At 69.3% G+C, this 23,339-nt stretch carries 19 protein-coding genes; 9 read left to right on the top strand and 10 right to left on the bottom strand.

All coding sequences use genetic code 11. The features are described 5' to 3' along the window. The first annotated feature begins 139 nt into the window (after window positions 1-139). The 6 genes from ACIP89_RS25975 (at window position 140) to ACIP89_RS25950 (ending at window position 7,544) form a co-directional block, all read left to right on the top strand. Window positions 140-1,066: a carbohydrate ABC transporter permease gene (locus tag ACIP89_RS25975; RefSeq protein ID WP_401928833.1), complete on the top strand. Its 927-nt coding sequence runs from the start codon at window positions 140-142 to the stop codon at window positions 1,064-1,066. A 3-nt stretch (window positions 1,067-1,069) separates the two neighbouring features. Beyond that, a complete protein-coding gene (locus tag ACIP89_RS25970; RefSeq protein ID WP_402117004.1) occupies window positions 1,070-2,059 on the top strand; it encodes a carbohydrate ABC transporter permease in 990 nt (329 codons plus the stop codon). Window positions 2,060-2,121: 62 nt separating this feature from the next. Then, window positions 2,122-3,453 carry an ABC transporter substrate-binding protein gene (locus ACIP89_RS25965; RefSeq protein ID WP_402117002.1) on the top strand — a complete coding sequence of 444 codons (1,332 nt, stop codon included), beginning with the start codon at window positions 2,122-2,124 and terminating at the stop codon, window positions 3,451-3,453. A gap of 332 nt (window positions 3,454-3,785) precedes the next feature. Then, complete coding sequence (locus ACIP89_RS25960; RefSeq protein WP_401928829.1) at window positions 3,786-4,826, top strand: substrate-binding domain-containing protein; 1,041 nt, start codon at window positions 3,786-3,788, stop codon at window positions 4,824-4,826. Between the two features lie 97 nt (window positions 4,827-4,923). Beyond that, window positions 4,924-6,510: a sugar ABC transporter ATP-binding protein gene (locus ACIP89_RS25955; RefSeq protein WP_401928827.1), complete on the top strand. Its 1,587-nt coding sequence runs from the start codon at window positions 4,924-4,926 to the stop codon at window positions 6,508-6,510. Continuing rightward, window positions 6,507-7,544, top strand: a complete 1,038-nt coding sequence (locus ACIP89_RS25950) for an ABC transporter permease (RefSeq protein ID WP_401928826.1) — start codon at window positions 6,507-6,509, stop codon at window positions 7,542-7,544. Before ACIP89_RS25955 ends, ACIP89_RS25950 begins: the two co-directional genes overlap by 4 nt. A gap of 116 nt (window positions 7,545-7,660) precedes the next feature. On the opposite strand, the gene ACIP89_RS25945 is transcribed toward ACIP89_RS25950, so the two are convergent. The 8 genes from ACIP89_RS25945 to ACIP89_RS25910 all read right to left on the bottom strand — a co-directional run bounded on the left by ACIP89_RS25945 (window position 7,661) and on the right by ACIP89_RS25910 (window position 16,814). Then, complete coding sequence (locus ACIP89_RS25945; protein WP_402117000.1) at window positions 7,661-9,649, bottom strand: hypothetical protein; 1,989 nt, start codon at window positions 9,647-9,649, stop codon at window positions 7,661-7,663. 69 nt (window positions 9,650-9,718) lie between these two features. Further along, a complete protein-coding gene (locus ACIP89_RS25940) occupies window positions 9,719-10,390 on the bottom strand; it encodes a ThuA domain-containing protein (protein ID WP_402116998.1) in 672 nt (223 codons plus the stop codon). Between the two features lie 77 nt (window positions 10,391-10,467). After that, complete coding sequence (locus ACIP89_RS25935) at window positions 10,468-11,439, bottom strand: hydroxyacid dehydrogenase (RefSeq protein ID WP_402117078.1); 972 nt, start codon at window positions 11,437-11,439, stop codon at window positions 10,468-10,470. A gap of 60 nt (window positions 11,440-11,499) precedes the next feature. After that, window positions 11,500-12,447, bottom strand: coding sequence for a carbohydrate ABC transporter permease (locus ACIP89_RS25930; protein ID WP_402117076.1), 948 nt, complete (start codon window positions 12,445-12,447; stop codon window positions 11,500-11,502). A gap of 8 nt (window positions 12,448-12,455) precedes the next feature. Further along, entirely contained in the window at window positions 12,456-13,352 is an 897-nt protein-coding gene (locus tag ACIP89_RS25925; protein WP_401928820.1) for a carbohydrate ABC transporter permease, read from the bottom strand. 112 nt (window positions 13,353-13,464) lie between these two features. Continuing rightward, window positions 13,465-14,769 carry an ABC transporter substrate-binding protein gene (locus ACIP89_RS25920; protein ID WP_402116997.1) on the bottom strand — a complete coding sequence of 435 codons (1,305 nt, stop codon included), beginning with the start codon at window positions 14,767-14,769 and terminating at the stop codon, window positions 13,465-13,467. A 113-nt stretch (window positions 14,770-14,882) separates the two neighbouring features. Continuing rightward, the gene (locus ACIP89_RS25915) at window positions 14,883-15,971 is read right to left on the bottom strand and encodes a substrate-binding domain-containing protein (protein ID WP_401928816.1); all 1,089 of its coding nucleotides are present in this window, start codon (window positions 15,969-15,971) and stop codon (window positions 14,883-14,885) included. Between the two features lie 237 nt (window positions 15,972-16,208). Then, window positions 16,209-16,814 (bottom strand): class I SAM-dependent methyltransferase, encoded by a 606-nt coding sequence (locus tag ACIP89_RS25910; RefSeq protein ID WP_401928814.1) that lies wholly within the window; start codon window positions 16,812-16,814, stop codon window positions 16,209-16,211. Window positions 16,815-17,111: 297 nt separating this feature from the next. Between ACIP89_RS25910 and recA the strand changes: the two genes are divergently transcribed. After that, window positions 17,112-18,188, top strand: a complete 1,077-nt coding sequence (gene recA / locus ACIP89_RS25905) for a recombinase RecA (RefSeq protein WP_401928812.1) — start codon at window positions 17,112-17,114, stop codon at window positions 18,186-18,188. A gap of 37 nt (window positions 18,189-18,225) precedes the next feature. Continuing rightward, window positions 18,226-19,491: a DUF6357 family protein gene (locus ACIP89_RS25900; RefSeq protein ID WP_402116995.1), complete on the top strand. Its 1,266-nt coding sequence runs from the start codon at window positions 18,226-18,228 to the stop codon at window positions 19,489-19,491. Between the two features lie 77 nt (window positions 19,492-19,568). Here ACIP89_RS25900 and ACIP89_RS25895 read toward each other — a convergent pair whose 3' ends face one another. Next, entirely contained in the window at window positions 19,569-20,498 is a 930-nt protein-coding gene (locus ACIP89_RS25895) for a LysR family transcriptional regulator (RefSeq protein WP_401930670.1), read from the bottom strand. An 89-nt stretch (window positions 20,499-20,587) separates the two neighbouring features. Between ACIP89_RS25895 and ACIP89_RS25890 the strand changes: the two genes are divergently transcribed. After that, window positions 20,588-21,139, top strand: a complete 552-nt coding sequence (locus tag ACIP89_RS25890) for a sugar O-acetyltransferase (protein WP_402116993.1) — start codon at window positions 20,588-20,590, stop codon at window positions 21,137-21,139. Between the two features lie 130 nt (window positions 21,140-21,269). Here ACIP89_RS25890 and ACIP89_RS25885 read toward each other — a convergent pair whose 3' ends face one another. Beyond that, window positions 21,270-23,324, bottom strand: coding sequence for an MMPL family transporter (locus tag ACIP89_RS25885; protein WP_402116991.1), 2,055 nt, complete (start codon window positions 23,322-23,324; stop codon window positions 21,270-21,272). Window positions 23,325-23,339 lie beyond the last annotated feature (15 nt).

Below are 23,339 nucleotides of genomic sequence, written 5' to 3'. Positions count from 1 at the left end.
CGGGGTGGTGCCACCATCAGCTATCGATGATTACGTAAACATGGTTCATCGGCCCAGTCTTCTTCCGGCCCGTCGGCCCTGAGGTCTCCCCTCCCCCGCTCCGTTCCCGACCGGTCGCTCAACGACGCAAGGAACCACCATGACGCTCCTGTCGACGTCCGCCCAGGCAGCCCGGCCACCCCGGCCGAGGCGGCGCCGCCCTCGCGGGCGGTACGGCCTGACCGGATGGGGGTTCGCCGGCCCGTTCGTCGCGGTCTTCGCACTCGTCTTCCTCGCGCCGATCGGATACGCCGCCTACCTGAGCCTCTTCCGGGACCGGATGATCGGCGGCAGGTCGTTCGTGGGCATGGACAACTACCAACAGGCGCTGACCGACCCGCAGTTCTGGGAAGGGCTGGAGCGCGTCGGTCTCTTCCTGGCCGTCCAGGTGCCGATCATGCTGGGCATCGCCCTGCTGGTCGCCCTGGCGATCGACAGCGGCAGGCTGTACGGGAGGTCGTTCTTCCGCGTCGCCGTCTTCCTGCCGTACGCCGTGCCGGCCGTCGTCGCCAGCCTCATGTGGGGTTTCATCTACGGCACGCAGTTCGGGCTGGTCGGCAACATCAACGACACCTTCGGCCTGTCGCTGCCCGACCCGCTCTCCCCCTCGCTGGTGCTGGCCTCGATCGGCAACATCGTGACCTGGGAGTTCGTCGGCTACAACATGCTGATCTTCTACTCGGCCCTCAGGGTCGTGCCCCGCTCGCTCTACGAGGCCGCGGCCATCGACGGGGCCGGCGAGTGGCGGATCATCTCCTCGGTCAAACTCCCCGCGATCCGCGGCGCCCTGGTCATCGCCACGATCTTCTCCGTCATCGGCAGCTTCCAGCTGTTCAACGAGCCCAGCATCCTGCAGAAGCTCGCGCCCAACGCGATCACCAACGACTTCACCCCGAACCTCTACACGTACTCGCTCTCCTTCGCCGGACAGCAGCACAACTACGCCGCGACCGTGGCCATCGTGATGGGCGTGATCACCGCGATCATCGCCTACGCGGTCCAGCTGCGCGGCATGCGGAAGGGCTGACCCATGACCACGTCCCTCACCACCGGCTCAACCGGGTCCTCCCCTTCCTCACCCGGACACCGCTCCTCCCGTACCCCAGCGCCGGCCACCGCCCGTTCCCGTACCGGCGACTCCGCGCGGAGGTCCCGGCGGGCTCCGCACACCCCGCTCAACCCCCGCCCCAGCATCCCGCTGACCCTGGTCACCGGCGTCGTCGTCCTCTACACACTGGCCCCGCTGCTGTGGCTCGTCATCAACGCCACGAAGAACCAGCGGGGGCTCTTCGACTCCTTCGGCCTCTGGTTCGCCGACGACTTCAACCTCTGGGACAACATCACCCGGACCCTCACCTACGACGACGGCGCCTTCGTCCGCTGGTTCCTCAACACTCTGCTGTACGTCACGCTCGGAGCCGGGGGCGCCACCGTCCTGGCCGTTCTCGGCGGCTACGCCCTGGCGAAGTACGACTTCCCCGGCAGACGCGCCGTGTTCGCCGTGGTGATCGGCGCGGTGGCCGTGCCCGGTACGGCCCTCGCCGTCCCCACCTTCCTGATGTTCAGCAACATGGGCCTGACGAACACCCCTTGGGCCGTGATCATCCCGTCCCTGATCTCGCCCTTCGGGCTCTACCTGATGTGGGTCTTCGCCGCTGAGGCCGTCCCCGCCGGGCTGCTGGAAGCCGCGCGGATCGACGGATCCAGTGAACTGCGCACCTTCTTCACGATCGCGCTGCCCCTGCTGATGCCGGGGACCATCACCGTCCTGCTGTTCTCGATGGTCGCGACGTGGAACAACTACTTCCTGCCGCTGATCATGATCAAGGACCCCGACTGGTACCCGCTGACCCTCGGCCTCAACGCCTGGAACGCCCAGGCCCAGACGGCGGGCGGCGAACCCGTCTTCGACCTCATCATCACCGGCTCCGTGCTGACGATCGTGCCGATCGTGGCGGCCTTCCTGCTGCTCCAGCGCTACTGGCAGTCCGGCCTGGCCGCGGGCAGCGTCAAGGAATGACGCGGCCTCCCGCTCTTGCCCGCCCCTCCTCTCCGCCGCACCACCGACCAGGAGCACATCCCATGAGAACGCACTCCACCCGCAGGCTGCTCGGCGCGCTCGCCGTCGCCTCCGCCCTCGCGCTGACCGCCACGGCCTGCGGCGACCCGGACTCCGACGCGGGCGGCAGCTCCCCCCAGGACGTCAGGACAGCGCTTGAGAAGGGCGGGAAGGTCACCGTGTGGGCCTGGGAGCCCACGCTCAAGAAGGTGGCGGCGGACTTCGAGAAGAAGTACCCCGGGGTCGACGTCGAACTGGTCAACGCGGGCACCGGCGACAAGCAGTACACGGCTCTGCAGAACGCGATGGCCGCCGGTTCCGGTGCCCCCGATGTCGCCCAGGTCGAGTACTACGCCCTCGGCCAGTTCGCCATCGCCGAGTCCGTCGAGGACCTGGCCCCCTACGGCGCGCGGAAGTACGGCAAGACCTTCACGCCCGGTCCCTGGGACGCGGTCACGCAGGACAAGGCGGTCTACGCCCTGCCCATGGACTCCGGCCCCATGGCCTTCTTCTACAACAAGAAGGTCTTCGACAAGCACGGCGTCAAGGTGCCGACCACCTGGGACGAGTACGTCGAGGCGGCCCGCACCCTGCACAAGGCCGACCCCAAGGTCTTCATCACCAATGACACCGGCGACGCCGGAGCCACCACCAGCCTCATCTGGCAGGCCGGCGGGCGCCCCTACAAGGCCGACGGCACGAACGTGGGCGTCGCCTTCGACGACGCGGGCACCAAGAAGTACACCGCGACCTGGCAGAAGCTCCTCGACGGGAAACTGGTCGCGCCGATCAGCTCGTGGAGCGACGCCTGGTACAAGGGCCTGGCCGACGGTTCCCTGGCCACCCTCTCCATCGGCGCCTGGATGCCGGCCAACCTCACCTCCGGGGTCCCGGCGGCCTCCGGCGACTGGCGGGTCGCACCGCTGCCGCAGTGGACGAAGGGCGACCGGACGAGCGCGGAGAACGGCGGCAGCTCGCTGGCCGTGCCGAAGGCCGCGAAGAACAAGGAACTCGCCTACGCCTTCACCGAGTTCGCGACCACCGGCGCCGGTGCGAGCACCCGCGTCGCCCAGGGCGCCTTCCCGGCCACCCGCGCCGACCTGGAGTCGAAGGCGTTCCTCGACGCCCCGTTCCCGTACTTCGGCGGGCAGAAGGCCAACCAGGTGTTCGCCGAGTCGGCCCGCAACGTCGGTGCGGACTGGTCCTACCTGCCCTATCAGGTGTACGCGAACTCCATCTTCAACGACACCGCGGGCAAGGCGTACGTCTCCTCCACCACACTCTCCGACGGGCTGAAGGCCTGGCAGGACGCGAGCGTCAAGTACGGCAGGGACCAGGGCTTCACCGTCGACTAGTCCAGCCGCCGATTCCCGCTGTTTGATTCCGCCGCGCTCTCGGAACGCCTGAGCATGCCATCGACATCAATGGCATGCTCAGGCGAACTGAGAGCTTTTTCCTGCCTGTTCACAGATTCGGCCGGCGAACATCACAGGCGTATTTCAACGCGTCACGCCTCTTGACGCCGAGGGCAACGCGTTATGTTATGCAGTTAAACGTTTGAATGTGTTTGATTTCGACGATTCCGGTTCTCTACCGAGGCACCCTCAGCCCGCAGCCTCTGTCTCCCTCGAACCGGCCTCCGCGCGTCTGTGCAGCGGCGGCCGCTGTCAGCACAAAGGAGCCCCTGATGTTCCGTTCCACCTCCAGCCGCGCGGCCGCCGCGGCCGGTCTCCTCCTGACCCTCGGCCTCACCTCCGCGTGTTCCTCGGGCAAGGAGGCCACCAGCGACGACCAGGGCGGCAAGGTCAAGGGCGCGATCTCGCTCACGTATCTGCAGAAGCAGGGTGACCAGGAGTACTTCATCGGTGAGGCCGCGGGCGCGAAGGCGAAGGCGAAGGAACTCGGCATCGGCCTCAAGGTGGTGAACCTGGGCAACGACGCCAACAAGACGGTCAGCGAAGTGCAGTCGGCGATCGCGCAGAAGACGAGCGGGGTCATCATCGTCGTTCCGGATCCGGCCGTCGGCCCGCAGGTCGTACAGACCACCAAGGAGGGCAAGGTGGCGCTGCTGACCTCCGACGACCAGATCTGCGCCACGGGGCCCGACCCGGCCAAGTGCGGCAAGGACGACCTCGTCCCGCGGATCGGATTCAGCGGCGCCCAGATGGGCGGGGAGGTCGGCAAGCGCGCCGCCGCCGAGTACAAGAAGGCCGGCTGGAAGGCCGCCGACACCCGCATCATCTCGGCCTGGAAGCAGGACGTCACCGTCTGCGGCGACCGGGTGGCAGGGGCCAAGAAGGCGTTCCAGGCCGCCGTTCCCGGTGTGAAGACCATCAACGTCCCCACCGACAACACCCCCACGGGCGCGCAGGACAAGATCGCCGCGACGATCACCGCGAACTCCAAGGTGAAGAACTGGGTCGTCTGGGGCTGCAACGACGAGAACGTCATGGGCGGCGTGACCGCGCTCGCCAATGCGGACGTCAGCCCGGACAACGTTATCGGTGTCGGTCTCGGTGCCTATCTGGCCTGCAAGGAGTGGCAGTCCGACAAGCCGACCGGCATGAAGGCGGCCCTCTTCATCAACGGCAAGGACGTCGGCGCCCTGGCCGTCCAGACCATGTACGACAAGCTCAAGAAGGACAAGAAGTTCCCCGCCGAGGCCTTCGCCCCCACCACGATGGTCGACAGCACCTCGTGGAAGGGCGCCGGAGTCACCTGCAGCTGAGTGCTCCCGGCGGGCGGCCGCGCCACGCTGCCGCCCGCCGGTGACCCCACCGCGTTCCCGCCCTTGCCTGCACCCTGCCATCGAGGTGAACCGACCCATGTCCCCAGCGCAGCACCCGGCCGCCGCACCGGAACCCCCCGGCGGCCCGGCGGCGCCCCACCCCACTCCCGTCGCCGTGTCGGGCCTCACCAAGCGCTTCGGCACCGTGCAGGCGCTCGGCGGCGTCACACTCGACTTCCCGGCCGGACAGATCACCGCGCTGATGGGTGAGAACGGCGCCGGCAAGTCCACACTCCTGAAGATCCTCACCGGTGACCACCAGCCCACCGAGGGAAGCGTGGTGATGAACGGGGAGCACATCGCCCTCGACTCCCCCGCCCGCGCACGGGCCGCCGGTATCCGGATCATCCCGCAGGAACCCGAGATCATCCCCCATATCTCCGTGGCGGAGAACGTCTACGCCGGCGCCCTCCCCCGCAAGCGCGGACGCGTGCTCGACCGGGCCGAACTCAACCGGCGCATCAGGGCCGACCTGGACCGGCTGGGCTTCGCCCACGTCCTGGACCCCGCTCTGCTCGGCTCCCAGCTCACGCCCGCCCAGCGCCAGTTGGTGGAGATCATGCGCGCGCTGACCGGGGCCACGACCGCGCGGCTGATCGCCTTCGACGAACCGACGTCGTCGCTCTCCGAGCACGAGGTGGACGCCCTGTTCACACTCATCCGACGGCTGCGCGACGAGGGCATCGCCATCGTCTACGTCTCGCACCGCATGCAGGAGATCTTCCAGCTCGCCGACCGCATCGCCGTCCTTCGCGACGGCAGCCTGGTCGGCGTCCAGGACGCCCGCGCCACGAACGAGGGCGAGCTCGTGCGCCAGATGGTCGGCCGCGACCTGTCCGCCGCGTTCGTACGCCCGCACGTGGCGACCGACCGCCTGGTCCTGGACGTCCAGAACCTCACCACCGACGACGTCACCGACATCTCGCTCCAGGTCCACGCGGGCGAGGTCGTGGGCCTCGCCGGACTGATCGGGGCCGGCCGCTCGGAACTGGCCCTCGCGCTCGCCGGTGACCTGCCCGTCCGCGAGGGCTCGGTCACCCTCGACGGAACGCCGCTGCGCAGCGGCCGGCCGGGCGAGGTCATCAGCGCGGGTCTCGGGCTGGCGCCCGAGGAACGCAAGGCCCAGGCCCTGTTCCTGCAACAGTCCATCAAGGACAACACCTCGCTCGTGGTGCTGGACCGGCTGCGGCGCTTCCGCTTCGTCCGGCGCCCGGCCGAACGCCGCCTCGCGCAGGAGTACACCGACCGGCTCCGGGTCCGGGCCCCGTCGATCGACCACGAGGTGCGCAAACTGTCGGGCGGTAACCAGCAGAAGGTCGTCCTGGCCCGCTGGCTGGCCCGGAAACCGAAGGTGCTGGTCCTCGACGAGCCCACCCGCGGCATCGACGTCGGTGCCAAGGCGGAGATCTACCAGATCATCGCCGACCTGGCGGCCGAGGGGGTCGCGTTGCTGGTCATCTCCTCCGAGCTTCCCGAACTCCTGGGCCTCGCGGACCGCGTGATCGTGATGCAGAACGGCCGCGTCACGGGCGAACTCGACCGCGGTGAAGCCACCGAAGAATCCATCCTCCAGCTCGCCATGGCCGATGACATGGTCGGCACCGCCCCCGGAGCCTCCTCATGACCCTCACCAGTTCCCCCTCTCCGTCCGTGAAGGGGTCCCCCGACGACAGCCCCGCGCCGCGCCGCTCGAAGCTCCTTTCCGGCCTGGGCGGCCAGAACGTCAGCCTGATCGGTGCGCTCGCCGTCGTTCTCGTCCTGTTCGGTGTCCTGAACGACAACTACCTGAGCCTGTCGAACATGCAGGTCATCGCCGAAGCGGCGACCATCACCGGGCTGCTCGCGATCGTGCAGACCGTGGTCATCATCTGCGGCGGTCTGGACATCTCGGTCGGCTCGCAGGTGGGCGTGGCCTCGGTCGTCAGTGCCATGGTCTTCACCTCGGCGGGCTCGAACGCCTTCCTCGGCATGGCCGCGGCCGTCGGCGTCGGTGTCCTGATCGGCGCGCTGAACGGCCTGGTGATCGTCTACGGCCGGGTCAACCCCACGATCGCCACCCTGGCGGGGCTCGCCGCCTACAAGGGGCTCGCCCAGCTCCTGTCCGACGGGCGGGCCCAGGGCTACGTCCTCAACAACGACTTCTTCATCTTCCTCGGCCGGGGCAAGATCGCCGGTCTGCCGGTCATGGTCTGGATCCTGATCGTGGTGGCCGTCATCGTCCACCTGCTGCTGAAGTACACCGACATCGGGCGCAACCTGTACGCGATCGGCGGCAACGACACCGCCGCCCGCCTCGCCGGTATCAACATCAACAAGTACCTGATCTGCGTCTACGCCCTCATCGGCGTCGTCGCCGCCGTCGCAGGCATCCTGCTGACCGCCCGCACCGGCTCCGGCCAGCCCACCTCCGGCAGCGAGGGCCTCGAACTCAAGGCCATCACCGCCGCCGCCCTGGGCGGCGCCGCGCTCAAGGGCGGCAAGGGCGGGATCGGCGGCACCCTGCTCGCCGTCGCCCTGCTCGGCTGCCTGGAGAACGGGCTCACCGTCCAGGGCATCAACACCTTCTGGCAGAACGTCGCCCAGGGCGCCCTCCTCGTCATCGCCGTCGTCATCCAGCAACGCCGCAGCGGTGAGAGGGCTGTCGGGCTGCCCCACTGACCGCCTCTGCCGTCGCCGCGCCTGCCCGCGCGGCGACGGCAGGCGCGGCGACGGCAGGCGCGGCGACGGCCCGCCCAGCGCGCGGAACGCCGGACGTACGTCGTCACCGGTCGCTCTCAGCGGCGGCCGACCTCGATCCGGATCAGGTTGCGCCCGCGGATGGCGTAGAACCTGCCACGCTCGTCCACCGCGGCGCGCGGGATGCCGTACCAGTCCGCGTCGAGCGTGACCAGGTCCGTCCGCGCGAACGTCCTGCGGTCGTAGCGGACGAAGTCCGAGCTGGACGCCCCGTACACGTACCCGCGGTCGGCCAGCAGGGTCCCGTAGTCCGGCACCACCGGGCCGTGGTCGGCGGAGTGGATCACCTTTCGGGTGCGCAGGTCGATCACGAAGAAGTCGCCCTTGAAGCACATGACGTACAGGTGGTGGCCGAGCACGGTGAGACCGGTGATACCGGTGGGCTTGGCCTGCGGCGTCATCCGCCACAGCTCCCGCTTCCGGACCGGGTCCCACGCGACCAGCGTGCCGGCGGTGGAGGCGCCGTTCTGACCGCCGAGATAGGCCACTCCGTCGTGCGCGACGACCGCACGGATCATCTGGTCGTCGTCGATCGGGTTGACCGCGACCGTGGTAGTGCCCTTCTTCGGGTCGAACGTCATCAACGATCCGCCCAGATCGTAGTCGGACTGCAGCCCCATCAGCGCCAGTTGGTGCCGGTCGTCCCAGACGATCTGGTGCGGGCGGTTCTGCTTCGGCGGCAGATCGGCCAGCTTGCGGGTCCACTCGTCGTCCGTGCGCGGGTTGTACGCCAGGAGCCCGACCGCGTTGTACTGGGCGAGGTAGGCGGTGCCCCGGTGCAGCAGGATGTCCTTGGCCTCGCTCGTCGCCAGCACCCTGCTCTGCTTCCCGGTGCGCAGGTCATGCCGCGCCACGGAGTTCGTCCCGCCGACGTACACGTTGTGCGTGTCGGCGGCCACCGACATCGCCAGCTGGGGCCCGATCGGGGCGCCTGCCTCGATCAGGTCCCATGAGGTGTCGGAGCCGGTGCCCGGATCGACCTCGAAGATCAGGCCGAAGGCCGAGACGACGATCACCTTGCCGTCGCGGATCCACAGGCCCCAGATCTCTCCGAAATCGCCCTCCTCGGGCTTGATCTCGCGGAACTTACCGGTGCTCAGCTTCAGTTCGATGAGCGCGGCACCATTGAAGTACATCGTGTCGCCGAGCTTGCGCGGCAGCCGGAGGAAGGACTGCTTGCTCTGCGCGAGCGTGTACCGGTCCGGGGCATCGGCATCCATGATCGCGACGGCCGCGCCGGCGGCGGTGGTCGAGCACACGTACAGCGTGCCGTCGTAGAGAGCGACGTCACGGACCTCCACCTGCCCCGCGAACTCCTTCGGGAGGATCGAGGTGATCTTCTTCGTGGCGCGGTCCATGACGAAGAGGCCGGCCTTGGTGCTGGCCGGAGTGGCGCCGAGGGAGGCCCCGGTACCGATGTAGACCTTGTCCCGGGTGGCCAGCAGACAGCGGATCATCGGGACGTCCGGATCGGGGACCGCGATCTCGGTGAGCTCACCGGTGGCCGGGTCGTACTGACGCAGCTTGGGCCGGGGCTCCCGTCCGCCGAAGAAGATCTTGTTGTCGGGCGACGCGCTGATCGCGTACGGATCGAGGCCGGGGATCGAGTGGAGATCCTCCTTGGGCGCGTCGGCCACGGACAGGTCGAGCCGGATGAAACCGGGACCAGGGGCGGTGTCGTACTCCCTGATCGCCGAGTACAGATACCGCCCGTCCGGGTCGACGGCGAGCAGCTGTGTGCTGATCCCGGGCCCCTCGGTGACGCTGGTGACCTTCTCGGTGCCGAAGTCGAAGCCGATGATCCGTGTCGGATCGATGTTGCGCGAGGCTATGTACGCCTTGTTCCCCACCGGAATGGCGGCGGCGAGCGAGAAGTTGTTCACTCCCGGACCGAGGTCCGTGACCCGCACCCCTGGCCGCCGCGCCGCCAGGGCGTCGGTCGCGGGCAGGCCGGTGACAGCCAGTGCACCCGCACCGACGGCCCCCCACTGCATCAGCTGCCGTCGTGTGATCTGTCCGTCCTGCATGTCCAGTGCTCCTTCGTAGGGTTTCCGAGGATGCGCCCGGGGCCGTTCCGTGGCCCCGGGCCGGGTGGATCAGGCAGCGGTCCAGCGCAGGCCGCCCAGGAGGTGGCCTCGGAAGGCCGGGTCGGTGTAGGCGGCGGCCGCATGGCCCAGCGCCGTGTAGAACGAGCGGCCGGCGCCGGACTCCTTGCACCACACGAGGGGGTGGTCGGCGCCCATGCCGCCTCCCTCGTAGCCGGCTTCGTCGATGCCGGCGAGGACCTGTACGCCGGGGCGCCGCGGGTTGCTCCGGAAGTCGTACCACTCGTCGTTCCAGTGCCACCGCTGCGGCAGATGGCTCGTCGACGGATGGCTCCGGTCCTCGACCAGCACGGTGCCGGGCTGGACGTCCGGGTGGCCGGCGAAGCGCGCGCCGAGCAACTCCCCGTAGTACGGCCAGTCGTACTCGGTGCAGGCGGCGGAGTGGATGCCCATGAAACCGCCGCCCTCGGAGGTCCAGCGCCGCAGCGCCAGCCGCCCCTGCGGGGTGAGCACCTCTCCGCTGGTGGAAAGGAAGACCACCGCGCCGCGCCCCGCCAGCGAGGCGCCGGTGAAGACCGAGGGGTCCTCCGAGGTCTCCACGGTGAAGCCGTGCTCCTCCCCGAGCTCTCGCAGGGCCGCCTGTCCGGCGGGGATCGAGTCGTGGCGGTAGGCCGTGGTGCGGGTGAAGACGAGAACGTCCGACAGACGGTGGGGCTGGGACATGCTGGCGCTCCTGGTTCTGGACGTAGGGGGTGATCGGCGGTCTCACAGGGCGGGCGGCGCGGCGGCCGCCGGGGCACTCAGGCCGAGGTGGTCAGGGCCGCCCGGTTGACGGGATGCGCGAACTCCCGCCCTGCGCAGTAGCGTTCGACCTCGTCCAGGGCGCTGCGGGTGATACGCGCGAGCTCACCGCCGAGCGATCCGGCGATGTGCGGGGTCAGCAGCACGTTCGGCAGCGCGTACAGCGGTGAGGCCGCCGGCAGCACTTCGGGTTCCGTGACGTCGAGGACGGCGTGGATGCGTCCCGACAACGCCTCAGCGGTGAGGGCCTCGGTGTCGACCAGGGAGCCGCGCCCCGTGTTGACGAGCGTGGCGCCGTCCCGCAGGAGCGACAGTCTGCGGGCGTCGAGCAGGTGGTACGTCTCGGGCAGCGCGGGTGCGTGCAGCGAGACGACGTCGGAGACGGCCAGCAGCTCGTCGAGCTCGACCGGCCGGGCACCCATCGACCGGGCCGACTCGGGGTCGAGGTGCGGGTCGGCCAGCAGGACGTCGAAGTCGTGGGGCCGGAGCAGCTCCAGCACCCGGCGTCCCACCAGGGACGCGCCCACCAGGCCGATCGTCCTGCGGTAGTTACCGAAGCCCGGGAAGCGGTCCGCCCAGTCCAGGGCGTTCCGGTGCTCGCGGTAGAGCCCGCCGATCTCCAGGACGCGCTTATTGGCGAAGAGGATCGCGGCGAGGGTGTATTCGGCGACGGGTACGGCGTTGGCGGCGGCCGCCGTGGAGACGTGGATGCCGCGCTCCCAGCAGGCGTCCGTCACATGGTGCTTGACGCTGCCCGCCGCGTGCACGACTGCCTTCAGCGCCGGCATGCGGGCCAGTACGGCGCCGTCGAGCGGGCGGCATCCCCAGGACGTGATCAGGATCTCGACGGCTGCCAGGTGGGGTACGTGGTCGAAGTCCTCCGCGACGACGTGCGGTTCGATGTCGACGAGGCGGGTCAGTCGGTCGGTCGCGGCAGGCGGGAAGAGCGCTTCCCGGTGCGGCCGGCCCATCGCGAACAGGGCGCGCGGGCGGGGCGGGGTGGATGGCATGGGGATCCTCGGGACGATGGCCTACTTGACGGCGCCGGCTGTCATGCCGGACTTCCAGAACCGCTGGAGCATCAGGAAGAGGATGACCAGCGGGACCACGGACACCAGCGATCCGACGATGGCCAGGAGGTAGTCCTGTGGGTGCCCCTGGGAGAGCGCGGAGGAGTACCAGACGTACAGCCCGAGGTTGACCGGGAAGAGGTGCTTGTCGGACAGCATCACCAGGGGGAGGAAGAAGCTGTTCCAGATCTGGGTGAACTGGAAGAGGAAGATGGTCACGAAGCCCGGCGCGATCATGGGCAGGCCGATCCTGCAGAAGGTCCTGAACTCGCCCGCCCCGTCCACCCGGGCGGCCTCCAGGACCTCGTTGGGGATGTACGAGGCGCTGAAGACGCGGGCCAGGTACACGCCGAACGGGAACACGAGGCCGGGGATGAACACACCCCAGAAGGAGTTCACCAGTCCGGCTTTGGCAGCGAGCAGGTAGAGCGGGATCGCCATCGCCGTTCCGGGCACCATCACGCCCAGCAGAACGAAGGAGAAGAGCTTCTCCTTGCCGGGGAAGTTCAGTTTGTCGAACGTGTACCCGGCGGCCACGCTGAAGACGGTCGCCAGCAGCGATCCGACACCGGCGTACAGGACCGTGTTGAGCAGCCAGCGCAGGAAGATCCCGTTGTCGGTCTCGAACAGGTACGTCAGGTTGTCGACGAGCGCGAAGTCCTTGCCCGGGGCGAAGCCGTTGGTGGCGAAGAGGTCCTGGCGGCTCTTGGTGGACGAGAGGAGCAGCCACAGCATCGGCAGAAGCGTGTAGAGGGCGGCGAGGCCCAGCATGGCGGTCACGCCGGCTCTGGACAGCAGGACCGACGGCCGGTTCCCGGGGCCATGCCGCTCCGGGCGGCTCCTGCCGGTCCCGTTCCCGTCCGTCCGCTCCGGAGCCGGACAGGAGCCGTCGGGGGCAACGCGTGTCATGGTCTTGGTCACGGCTTGCTCCTGCTGCGCGAAAAGCGGGTGACGAGGAACGACAGCAGCGCGGCGAACAGCGCGATGAGCAGCGAGGCCGCTGCCGCCAGTCCGAAGTCGTTGTGGGTGAAGGCGGCGGTCTGGACGAACATGTTGGGGGTCCAGCTGCTGCCGATGGAGCTGGAGGCGCTGTAGATGACCTTCGGTTCGGTGAAGAGCTGGACCGATCCGATGACGGTGAACAGCACGGCCAGGGCGATGGCCGGGCGGATCATCGGGACCTTGATCGACAGGGCGGTACGGATCCGGCCGGCGCCGTCGATCTTCGCCGCGTCCAGGGCCTCGGTCGGCACCGCCTGGAGGGCTGCGTAGAAGATGACCATGTTGTACCCGATCCACTCCCAGACGGCGATGTTCGCCGCGGAGAGGACCGCGTTGTCGGCGGACAGGAAGTCGATGTCGAGGCCGCCGGCGTTCAGGAAGTCGATCACCGGGCTGAGTCCGGGCGTGTACAGGTAGACCCAGATGAGCGCCGCGATCAGACCGGGTACCGCGTGCGGGAGGAACAGGGCCAGCTGGAAGAAGGTCCGCGCCCTGGTCAGTGCCGAGTCGAGCAGAAGGGCGAGGACGAGCGCGCCGCCGATCATCACCGGGATGTAGATCGCGACGTACGCGGCGATGGTGAGGAATCCGCCGCGGAACGCCGGGTCCGACAGCGCGTGTACGTAGTTGTCCAGTCCGGCGAAGACCTCTTCCGTCCCGCCGAAGCCGAGACCGGAGGTGTGGGTGGTGAACAGGCTCATCCAGCCCGCGTAGACCAGCGGGGCGAGGGTGACGGCGGCGAAGAGGACGGAGAAGGGGGCCAGGAGCAGCGTGGCGGTGCGGCGCTGGGCGCGGGCTGACGGAGTTGTCATACCGGGCCTTTCTCGAAAGGGGAGCGGGAAGCGTCGGGGCGGCGGCCGGGGCCGGCCTCGGCCTTTCGGGCCGGGCAGCGGCTCACCGGGGTTCGCGAACTGCTTCGCGTAACTACGGGGCGACCTTCATCCCGCGTCGCTTCATGTCCTGGACGGTCGCCTGCTGGGCGCCGGTGAGGACGTCGAAGAGCTTCACCTTGCCTTGGGCGACCTTCGGGAGCTGGTCGACGACGGCAGTGTTCGTGGTCCCCATGACGGGGCCCCACGTCCAGCCGCTCCGGACCGCCGCGTAGGACTTGCCGCCCAGGGCGTACACGTCCTGTCCGCCGAAGTAGTCGGTGGGGAAGGCTGCCTTGGTGACCGGCACGAGCTCGGGATCTGCGGGGAACATGCTGCTGGTCCCGGAGGAGACCCATGCCTTCATGCCTTCGGGGTCCGTGGTGATCCACTTGATGAACTCCGCGGCGGCGGCGCTGTTCTCGGCACCCTTCGGTATGACGAAGGAGGAGCCGCCGTACATGGCGGAGGCCGGTTTGCCGTCCCAGGTGGGCACCGGCGCCACCGACCACTTGCCCTTCTGGTCGGCGACGGTCGCCTGCTGGGACCCCGCGCACCAGCTCGCGCAGACGTAGGCGACGGTGCGGTTCTGCTGGACGCTCGTCCAGAACGGGTCGAGGGAGCTGACCGAGCTGATGAGGTCCTGCCGGGCGAGGTCACCCCAGTAGTCGGCGACCTTCCGGGAGGGCGCGTCGTCCAGCGAGACCTTCCAGGAGTCCTTCTCCGTGCCGAACCACTGCGAGCCGGCCTGCCAGGCGAGGGCGGTCAGGAGTCCCGGGTTGTCGGTGTAGAGAACCCCGCCGCGGGCCTTCGGGTCCGCCTTCCTCACCTGCGCGGTCATGTTCCGGTACGCGTCCCACGTCCTGGGGACGCTGATCTTGTGGCTCTTGAAGAAGTCGTTGCGGTAGTACAGCATCAGCGGGGCCGCGTCGCGGGGAACGCCCCACGTCTGGCCCCCCAGCTCGACCAGCTGCCGGACGGACTTCGGGAAATGGTCCTTGACCAGGGACCCGAGCGGATCGCTCAGCGTCTCCAGCTTGCCCTGGGTGGCGAACTCGGGCAGCTGCGGGTACTCGACGACCGCGGCGTCCGGGGCGGTGCCGGCCTTCACGGCGTTGGTGAGTTTGGAGTAGTACTCCTGACCCGAGGGCACCGCCTCGAAGGTCACCTCGATGTCCGGGTGGGACCGGTTGAAGGCCTTCGCCACTTCGTCGGAGCCCTTGACGAAGGACCAGAAGGTGACCTTTCCGGTGCCCTTGTCCGCTGTGGAGGTCCCGCTGTCCGAGTCTCCACACCCCGTGGCGAGAAGGCCGATTGCCGCGACGGAGCCGACCAGTGCTGTCAGTCGTCCACGAAACATGATGTGCCACCGATCGTTTGCTTGGGTGTCACCGCAATCATTCGTTACGTACGACAGCGAGTCAATGCATCTGATTTCGTTTTTTGATAACGAAACCACTTGGCATCACTTGGCTACGCTTCGCTCCGTCGGCTGGCTCCACAGGACGCGCGGACCCGCAGTTCCGGGCGGAGCAGGATCTCCGCCAGCGGGGTGTCCGGGTCGGACAGCCGGCGCACCGCCAGGTCGAGCGCCCATGACCCCACCGCCTGCTTGGGGGGCGCGACGGCGGTCAGCGGCACGTCGCTCAGCTCCGCGACCTCGTCGTCGTAGGTGACCAGCGCCAGATCCTCCGGCACGCGCATACCTCGTGCGCGCAGGATGCCGACGAGGGCGATGGCATCGATGTCGTTGTGCACCAGCGCGGCCCGGACCTCGCCGGACTCCACGGCGCTGACCACCTCCTCGAAACGGGCGTCGGCCGGAACCGCGTCCCCGGTGGTGCTGATGAGGAACTCCGGCCCCGGCGTCAGCCCCATGGCCTTCACGGCGTCGCCGTGCCCGGCGCTGAGAAGAGCCGTGTTGGGGCTCTCGACCCTGGCGACGAGTGCCACCTTGTCGTGCCCGAGCCCGGCGAGATGGCGCACCGCGAGGGCCGCGCCGTAGGCGTGGTCGGACGCCACCTGCTCCAGCCGTCCGGCCTGTAGCCCGGCCCGGCGCTCCACCAGCACGGCCGGCACATCGAGGGTGCTCAGCCACTGCTCGGCCTCCTCCAGCGGGCGCAGGCCCGGGTGCAGCATGAGCAGCAGGCTGTTGATCCCGCCGGCCACCAGCTGGCGGACCTGCTCCTGGTTCTCCGCAAGCGACTCCCCGGAGACGGCCAGTACCACGCGGACGCCCCGTGCGCGGGCCGCGTTCTGGACGCCCCGGATCACCTCCGCGTAGTAGTAGCCGCCCGGCGGGACCACCAGACCGACGGCGTACTTCTCCCCCGCGGGGGCCGGGGCCGGTGCTTCGACGGGACCGGAGACGGGAACATCCGCCGCCAGGGCCGTGGCCCCGCCGTGCACACGGTTCAGCAGCCCCTGACCGGCCAGCTCCCGCACGTCCTGGCGCAACGTGACGGCGGAGACCCCCATCTCCTCCGCCAGCGCCTTCACGGTGATCGAACCCTGGCGCTCCACCGCGCGCAGGATCGCTTCCCGCCGCTCGTTAGCCAACACCTTCAGTCCCCTCTCGGTAACGAGTGAGTCATCGACCTTCACTCGACAGCCGAAAGATATCAATCAAAGGTGAACGATGGCCTGGAGCGGCGAACCGGCGAGTGAGAACGGCGGTCGGCCCAGGAGGCTCAGCCGGGGCCGAGTGACGCGGCGGCCACCCCTTGCGGGAGGGGTGGAGGGGACGGTCTGGTGTCACGCGCGGCGCATGACTCCTTGATCAGGACGTGCGGCACGTCCTCATCGACGGTGCACGCCGACGGCATAGCCGCCGCCGTCGTAAGGGTCGGCGTTCCAGGTGGCGAAGTGGTCGACGAGGGTGAGTCCGGCGGCGGCGCAGCAGTCGTCGTAGTCCGACAGCGTGAGGCCGGGCGGCACCGGCAGGTGGGCTTCGTCGAGGCCGAAGCCGGCGACCAGCAGGCCCCCCGGGCGCAGGGCCGCGGACAGGCGCTTCACCACCGTCGCCTCGGTGCCGGGTGCGAGCAACGGGAAGATGTTGCCCGCGGCGACGACAAGGTCGAAGCCTCCCGCGATGCCGGGGAGGTCCGGATCGAACTCGGCCAGATCGAGCTGGAACCAGGGCAGTTCCGGCGCCTGCTTCCGCGCCACCGCCAGCATCGACGCGTCAAGATCCACCCCGACGCAGTCGTACCCGAGTTCCGCGAGCCGGATCATGACCCGCCCGGTACCGCAGCCGGCGTCCAGCACCCGAGCTCCGACCGGCACGAGAGCGGCACAGAACCGCGCCTCACCGTGCACGTCCTTGCCGCTACGGGCCAGGCTCGCGAATCGTGCGGCGTAGTCCTCCCCGGACGCTTCACCGGTCAACTCTTTCCAGCGGCTCATCAAGCCAACCTACAGGGCGCCCGTAAGGCCACGCGAAGAGTGAGCCGGGGATCCGCAGACCCGAGGAGCCGCAGCAGGCGGCCGAGGCCGTCCGTGGAGCGTATGCGTCGAGTCGGCGTCCGGGGAACGAGAGGCCGGTGCGTAACCCGTCCCGCTTCCCTCCGTTTGGTACCTTTCACTGGACACGTAAATCGATCGGATGTTCGTTTTCGAAACCTCCGACACGTCCGTTGTCGGCAGCAGACGCCCACGTTCTCCGACGTGCGGCGGGCCACTCAATCGGACCGGGTGAAGCTCATGGCAGGAACCGACCACGAGAAGGCGCTGGACACCGCGCTCGCGCAGATCGAGCGGAAGTTCGGCAAGGGCGCGGTCATGCGCCTCGGCGAGCGGCCGAACGAGCCCATCGAGGTGATCCCCACCGGTTCGACCGCGCTGGACGTGGCGCTCGGTGTGGGGGGTCTGCCGCGCGGCCGTGTGGTGGAGGTGTACGGGCCGGAGTCGTCCGGCAAGACGACGCTGACGCTGCACGCGGTAGCGAACGCGCAGAAGGCCGGCGGCACGGTGGCGTTCGTCGACGCCGAGCACGCCCTGGACCCCGAGTACGCCAAGAAGCTCGGTGTCGACACCGACAACCTCATCCTGTCCCAGCCGGACAACGGTGAACAGGCGCTGGAGATCGTCGACATCCTGATCCGCTCCGGCGCGATCGACCTGATCGTGATCGACTCCGTCGCTGCCCTGGTGCCCCGTGCCGAGATCGAGGGCGCCATGGGCGACTCCCACATGGGTCTGCAGGCCCGTCTGATGAGCCAGGCGCTCCGTAAGATCACCAGCGCGCTCAGCCAGACGCGGACCACGGCGATCTTCATCAACCAGCTGCGCGAGAAGATCGGCGTGATGTTCGGCTCGCCGGAGACCACCACCGGTGGCCGCGCGCTCAAGTTCTACGCCTCGGTGCGCCTCGACATCCGGCGCATCGAGACGCTGAAGGACGGCACCGACGCGGTCGGCAACCGCACCCGCGTCAAGGTCGTCAAGAACAAAGTCGCACCGCCCTTCAAGCAGGCCGAGTTCGACATCCTCTACGGCCAGGGCATCAGCCGCGAGGGCGGCCTGATCGACATGGGCGTGGAGCATGCGTTCGTGCAGAAGGCCGGCGCCTGGTACACGTACGAAGGCGGCCAGCTCGGCCAGGGCAAGGAGAACGCCCGTACCTTCCTCAGGAACAACCCCGGCCTCACCGACGAGATCGAGAAGAAGATCCTTGAGAAGCTCGGAATCGGGGTGGCGCCGAAGGCCGCGGTCGCCGGGGAAACCGGCACCGTCCCCGTCACTGATGCCACCGGGACCCCGGTGGGAAGCGCCGTCTGACGGCTCGACGACCTCGTCGCTGGGGAAGACTGAGGCCATGAGAGACATCGTTTTCACGCGGCAGAGCGGCTGGATACCGAATGTGATCCGCGAGGACGGTGAGCTGAAGCTGATGCTCGGTGCCGGGGCCGACGCCAACCATGAGCCCCGCACGTTCACGTTCGCCATCAGGGAGGCCCATCTCGGGGTGATCCAGGAGGACCTGGCCAGACACCTCCTGCTGTGGAGTGCGGTCCTCCCACTGTGCGACGCCGCCGGAACCCGGGGCCGGCTCGATGAGAACGCCGCCATCACGCTCCTGGACCCGGTCCTCCTCGCTACGCCCGCGGACGTCGACGCGCTCTTCCGGCGCATCCCGTGGGACAGGCGTCGGCTCATCGCCCATGGGGCCGACATCAATCTGCTGGAACGGGGCCAGGTCTGCGCGGCGATGCGCGCCGCGACAGAGACGCCCAACGAGAAACGGGCTCAGGAGTACCGCGCGAACCGCCGCCGCACCGAGCGCGGAGCGGCACTCCGCCCCCTCGACACCGCGCTGCTCAAGTACACGGGCCAGTACCTGCACGGCGCTACGGTTCCCGGACGGATGCCCGACGCGGTCGACCCCGCTCTGCTGCCCGAAGTCATACGTGTGATCGCCACCGCGGAACAGGCAGCCGCCGGGATGCGGATCGGCCGTGACCCCCGGCGCGGAAGACGCGCCACGGACAAACAGGACTGGGAGCGGATGGCAACGGCGGTCGACGCGGCCGTGCGCCGTGCACACCCTGAGCTCGTCGATGAGGCGGTGCGAACCGTGGGCTTCCTGATGTGCTCGGAGGCCGCGGACCGCTCCAGGAGTTCACCCCTGGAGGACGACGCGGAGACCGCCGGCGACCACGCCCATTCCGGCGCGGCTGCGAGGAGGAGGGCCCTGTCGTTCACCGACGGCAAGGGCGTCGGGAAGAAGTGGCTCCCGGACGGTCCCCGCACGGCCACCGCGGAGTTCTGGGAGTTCGTCGGCGATCGCTCCGCCGCGGACAACGAGGTGTTCACCATCGAGGACGAGGCGATGGGCGAAGGGATCCAGCTCCACTTCTACGCGGACTCCATCGCCCGGGTCACGACCGTGCGCGAGGGAGCAGTCGACGGACCGGATCCGGAGTACCGGGTCGAGTACAGCCTGGTCGACGGGATCGGCGGGTACCGGAACCTGGTGAGCGCCTTCGTCCGCGGCGGCTGCGCCGCGCTCGGACACCACGGTCCCTGGCTGCCGGACGTCACCGAGTTCGAGCGCCTGCGCCGGCGGCGGGACACCGAGTAACCCGCCGGTGCCCGCCCTCACCGGTGCTGACAGGCTCCACGGGCGGTCCGCGGAGTACCGCTGGGCGGATGTCCCGGTCAGCGCTCCGTCCAGTCGGGCGCCCACGCGTCATCCGGGGTGCGCGGCCTTGAGGTGCGCAGATAGTCGCGTAGCGCGGTCAGTACGGGGTGCTGGTCTCCGGTGCGGGACAGCAGTACGTGTGTGTACACCGGGGTCGGTTCGCGCAACGGGATGCGCCGCAGGTCGTGGGTCTGGGGCCACACGTACCGGTCCCCGCTGCCGACGAGGGTGGCCAGCGCGTCCGAGTCGGCCAGCGCGTCCATCAGGGCCTCGTCCCCGAAGTTGGGGCCGAGCGCGTCGATGCTCAGGCCGAAGGCCTCGGACAGCGCCCGGTAGAAAGCCGCCCACTCCGTGCCGGGCCTGATCCCGGGGATCCAGATGCGGTGGCCGGCCAGGTCCGCGGGCCTGGCCCAGGGTACGTCCGCCAACGGGTGACCGGGTCCGACCAGGAGCTCCAGGGGCGCGTCCAGGAGCCGTTCGGCGCTGATCCCGGCCGGGACCTGGCCTGCCGGGAGGGCGCGGAAGGACGCGTCGACCGTCCCGTCGAGCACCGCGCGGGTGGCCTGGGCGGCGTTCTCCCTGCTGAGTGTGACGGCGTCGAGGTTCATCCCGGGGTGCGAGCGGTAGAACCGGTAGACGGCCTGGGCGGGAGCGATACGCCGGTTGAGGACGTCGACGCGCAGGGCCCGGCTGCCGGGGCGCACGGCCTGCTCGGCCTGTTCGACGGTGGTCAGTACCTTCTTGGCGTACGGCAGGAAGACCTGACCGTCCAGGCTCGGCCGGGAGCCGCGGGAGGTGCGCACCAAGAGCGTGACCTCAAGGTGCTTCTCCAGGGTCGCGATCCGTTTGGAGACCGCCTGCTGGCTGATCCCGAGCTCGTCCGCCGCCGCCTGGAACTGGCCGGTCTCGGCGACGGTCACGAACGTCCGCATCGCTTCGACATCCACCCGCCCACCCTACTTTCACAACGGTTGGTTGTTGCCGGTCGGGTGCGCGGTTGTTTGATCGCGGGTTCTTCGGGGTGTGGGATCAGCGCATGTCCACTCGCACAGACCAGATCATCCATGTCCACACGCCCGATTTCGCGCACCATATGAGGCGGGTCGTCGAGGTGACGGACGCGACGTCCCGGCTGAACGTGCTGCCGTTCAGCGACGGCGAAGGCCGCGCTGAACTACTTTCCGTTGTGTTCGGCGGTCCGCTCCCGGAGTCGGTGACGGTCTACCCGCCGTTCTTCACCGAGTGCGGGCTGAACACGACGTTCGGGGAGAACGTCTTCGTCAACCAGGGATGCACATTCATGGACAGGGGCGGGATCCGGATCGGCAGCGGCGTCATGATCGCCCCGAAGGTCGGTCTCCTCACCGGAGGGCACCCTCTGCCCCTCGCCGAGCGCCGTGAGTACCTCTCCCTCGCCCCGATCGTCATCGGGGACGACGTCTGGATCGGTGCGGGGGCAACGGTCACGCAGGGAGTGACCATCGGTGCCGGCTCGGTGGTCGCCGCGGGTGCGGTGGTCACTCGTGACGTTCCCGCGCGCACCCTGGTCGCGGGGGTCCCCGCCCGGGTGGTCAGGGCGATCGACTGAGTCCGGCCGGGCGCCGGCCCGGGGCGGGCGGCCCGCCACCCCGGCACGCACGCCGGTTCACCGCCCGAAAGCCGTGGACGGGAACCAGGGCGGTCGCACCGGCCACCCGGTCCGCTCGCTCCGCCCGGGTTCACTTGTCTCTCCCGGCCCTCGGCGGGAAGGGGGTGCGCCACCAGTTGGCGTCGCCGAGGAGCGCGACGAGGGCGGGTGCGAGCACGCCGCGGACGATGGTCGCGTCGATGACGATGCCGAGCGCGAGCGCTGTGGCAAGGATCTTGACGTCGGTGGTGGGGACGCGTGACAGGGCGACGAAAGCGAGGAACAGGATGAGGGCCGCGGAGCTGACGAGCCGGCCGGTCCGGGCGACGCCCAGCACCGTGGCGGTGTCCGTGTCGGCTCCGGCGTCGTGTTCTTCGCGGATCCGGGACAGCAGGAACACCTCGTAGTCCATCGAGAGGCCGAAGAGGAACGCGAACACGGCGATCGGGACCCAGACGGTGATCGCGCCCGACGCGGACTGCCCGAACAGAAACTCGGTACCCAGGCCGTGCTGCCAGATCAGGACCGTGATGCCGTACGCGGCGCCGAGCGAGAGGACGTTGAGCACCAGGGCCTTGACCGGCAGCCAGAACGAACGCAGGGCTCTGGACAGGAGCAGGAACGTCACGACCACGATGATGGCCAGCACCCAGGGCGCATTGCCGTAGACGGCGCTGAGGAAGTCCGCGTCCTGGGCGGGGCCGCCGCCCACCTGGGCACCGGCCTGCTCGGCGGCGGTCCTGATCTGTGCCGCCGCGTCGGCTCCGGCCTCCGTGGAGGTGTCCGCACGCGTCCACGCCTCAACGACGGAACGGCTGCCGTCGGTCCAGCCGGGTGGCGCGATGACGCCCGCCACGCCGTCGATACCGCCGAGTGCCTGACGGACCTTCGCCACGTCCTCGGTGACGATCTCGACCGGATGGGCGAGACCGGCCCCGATCGACGAACCGTCCAGCTGATCGACGGCGGAGGCGGCCGGCCCTCCCAGGGATGCCAGTGACTCCGTCGTGGGCCGGCCGAGCCGCAGGCCGAGCACCGGCGAGGCCAGTGCCAGCAGCACCACCGTGGCCGCCAGACCGGCCGCCCAGCGGTGGCGCACCACGGTGCTGCCGACCGCGTGCCACAGCCTGCTCCCGGAGGCGCGGGAGCGCCGGCCGGGCCACTCCAGCCGCCTGCCCACCGTCAGCAGGAGGGCCGGCAACAGGGTGAGGGCGGCAGCGACGCTCATCAACGGAATGAGCAGCCCGGTGAATCCGACGCTGCGCAGGAACGGGACGGGCAGGACGATCAGCGCGGCCAGGCTCACCGCCACGGTGACCCCGGAGAAGAGCACCGAGCGCCCGGCCGTGGACATGGCCCGCCGCACCGCTTCCTCGGTGTCGGCACCGCGGCCCAACTCCTCACGCCAGCGGGTCACGACCAGCAAGGCGTAGTCGATCGCCACCCCCAGACCGATCAGGGCGAGCAGGTACTGGACGATGAACGAGATGTCGGTGACACCCGTCAGGCCCCACACGATCAGGAACGTGGTGAGGATGGACGCGGCGGCGATGAGCAGCGGCATCAGCGCGAGGGCGGATCCGAACACCACCAGCAGGACGACCAGTGCGCCCACGCCGCCGAACAGCGTCTCGGCGAGCACTCCGGCACCGCCACCGCCGCCGTCCGCCTGCAAGGCGTCCTGCCCGGTCACCCGCACCGTCTCACCGGACCGCGCGGCGGCTTTCGTCAGGGCCGGGAGGGCGCGGGCATAGGGGTTCTGGCCAGGCAGCGGCCGGGGGTAGACCAGGACGATGCCGGTGCGCCCGTCGCGGGACAGCAGCGCGGATTCGTCGCCGAACGAGGCCACCCGTGCGCCGGGCACCGCGCGCCGCACATCCGCGACCAGAGGTGCCGCCGCCGAGCGCTGGACACGGGTCTCCCCGTCACCGACGACCAGCAGGACGGGTGCGTTCGATCCGCCGGAACCGAAGTGCTCCGCCAACTGCTCGTTCGCCTCGTAGCCGGGCTGGTCGGGCAGTCCGAACTCGAAGCTCAGGGCAGCGGTCGCCTTCGGTGCGGCGTAGCCGCCCACCAAGGCCAGGAGCAGCCATGCTCCGAGTACCAGGAAGCGGTGCCGGATGACGAAGCCAGTCAGTGCGTGCACGCGTGGGGTCTCTCA

Origin of the sequence: Streptomyces sp. NPDC088730 (assembly GCF_044751215.1) — a bacterium.
Lineage (GTDB): Bacteria > Actinomycetota > Actinomycetes > Streptomycetales > Streptomycetaceae > Streptomyces.
The sequence above is the reverse complement of the archived record's forward strand: the minus strand, read 5'-3'. Positions and strand labels throughout refer to the sequence as shown.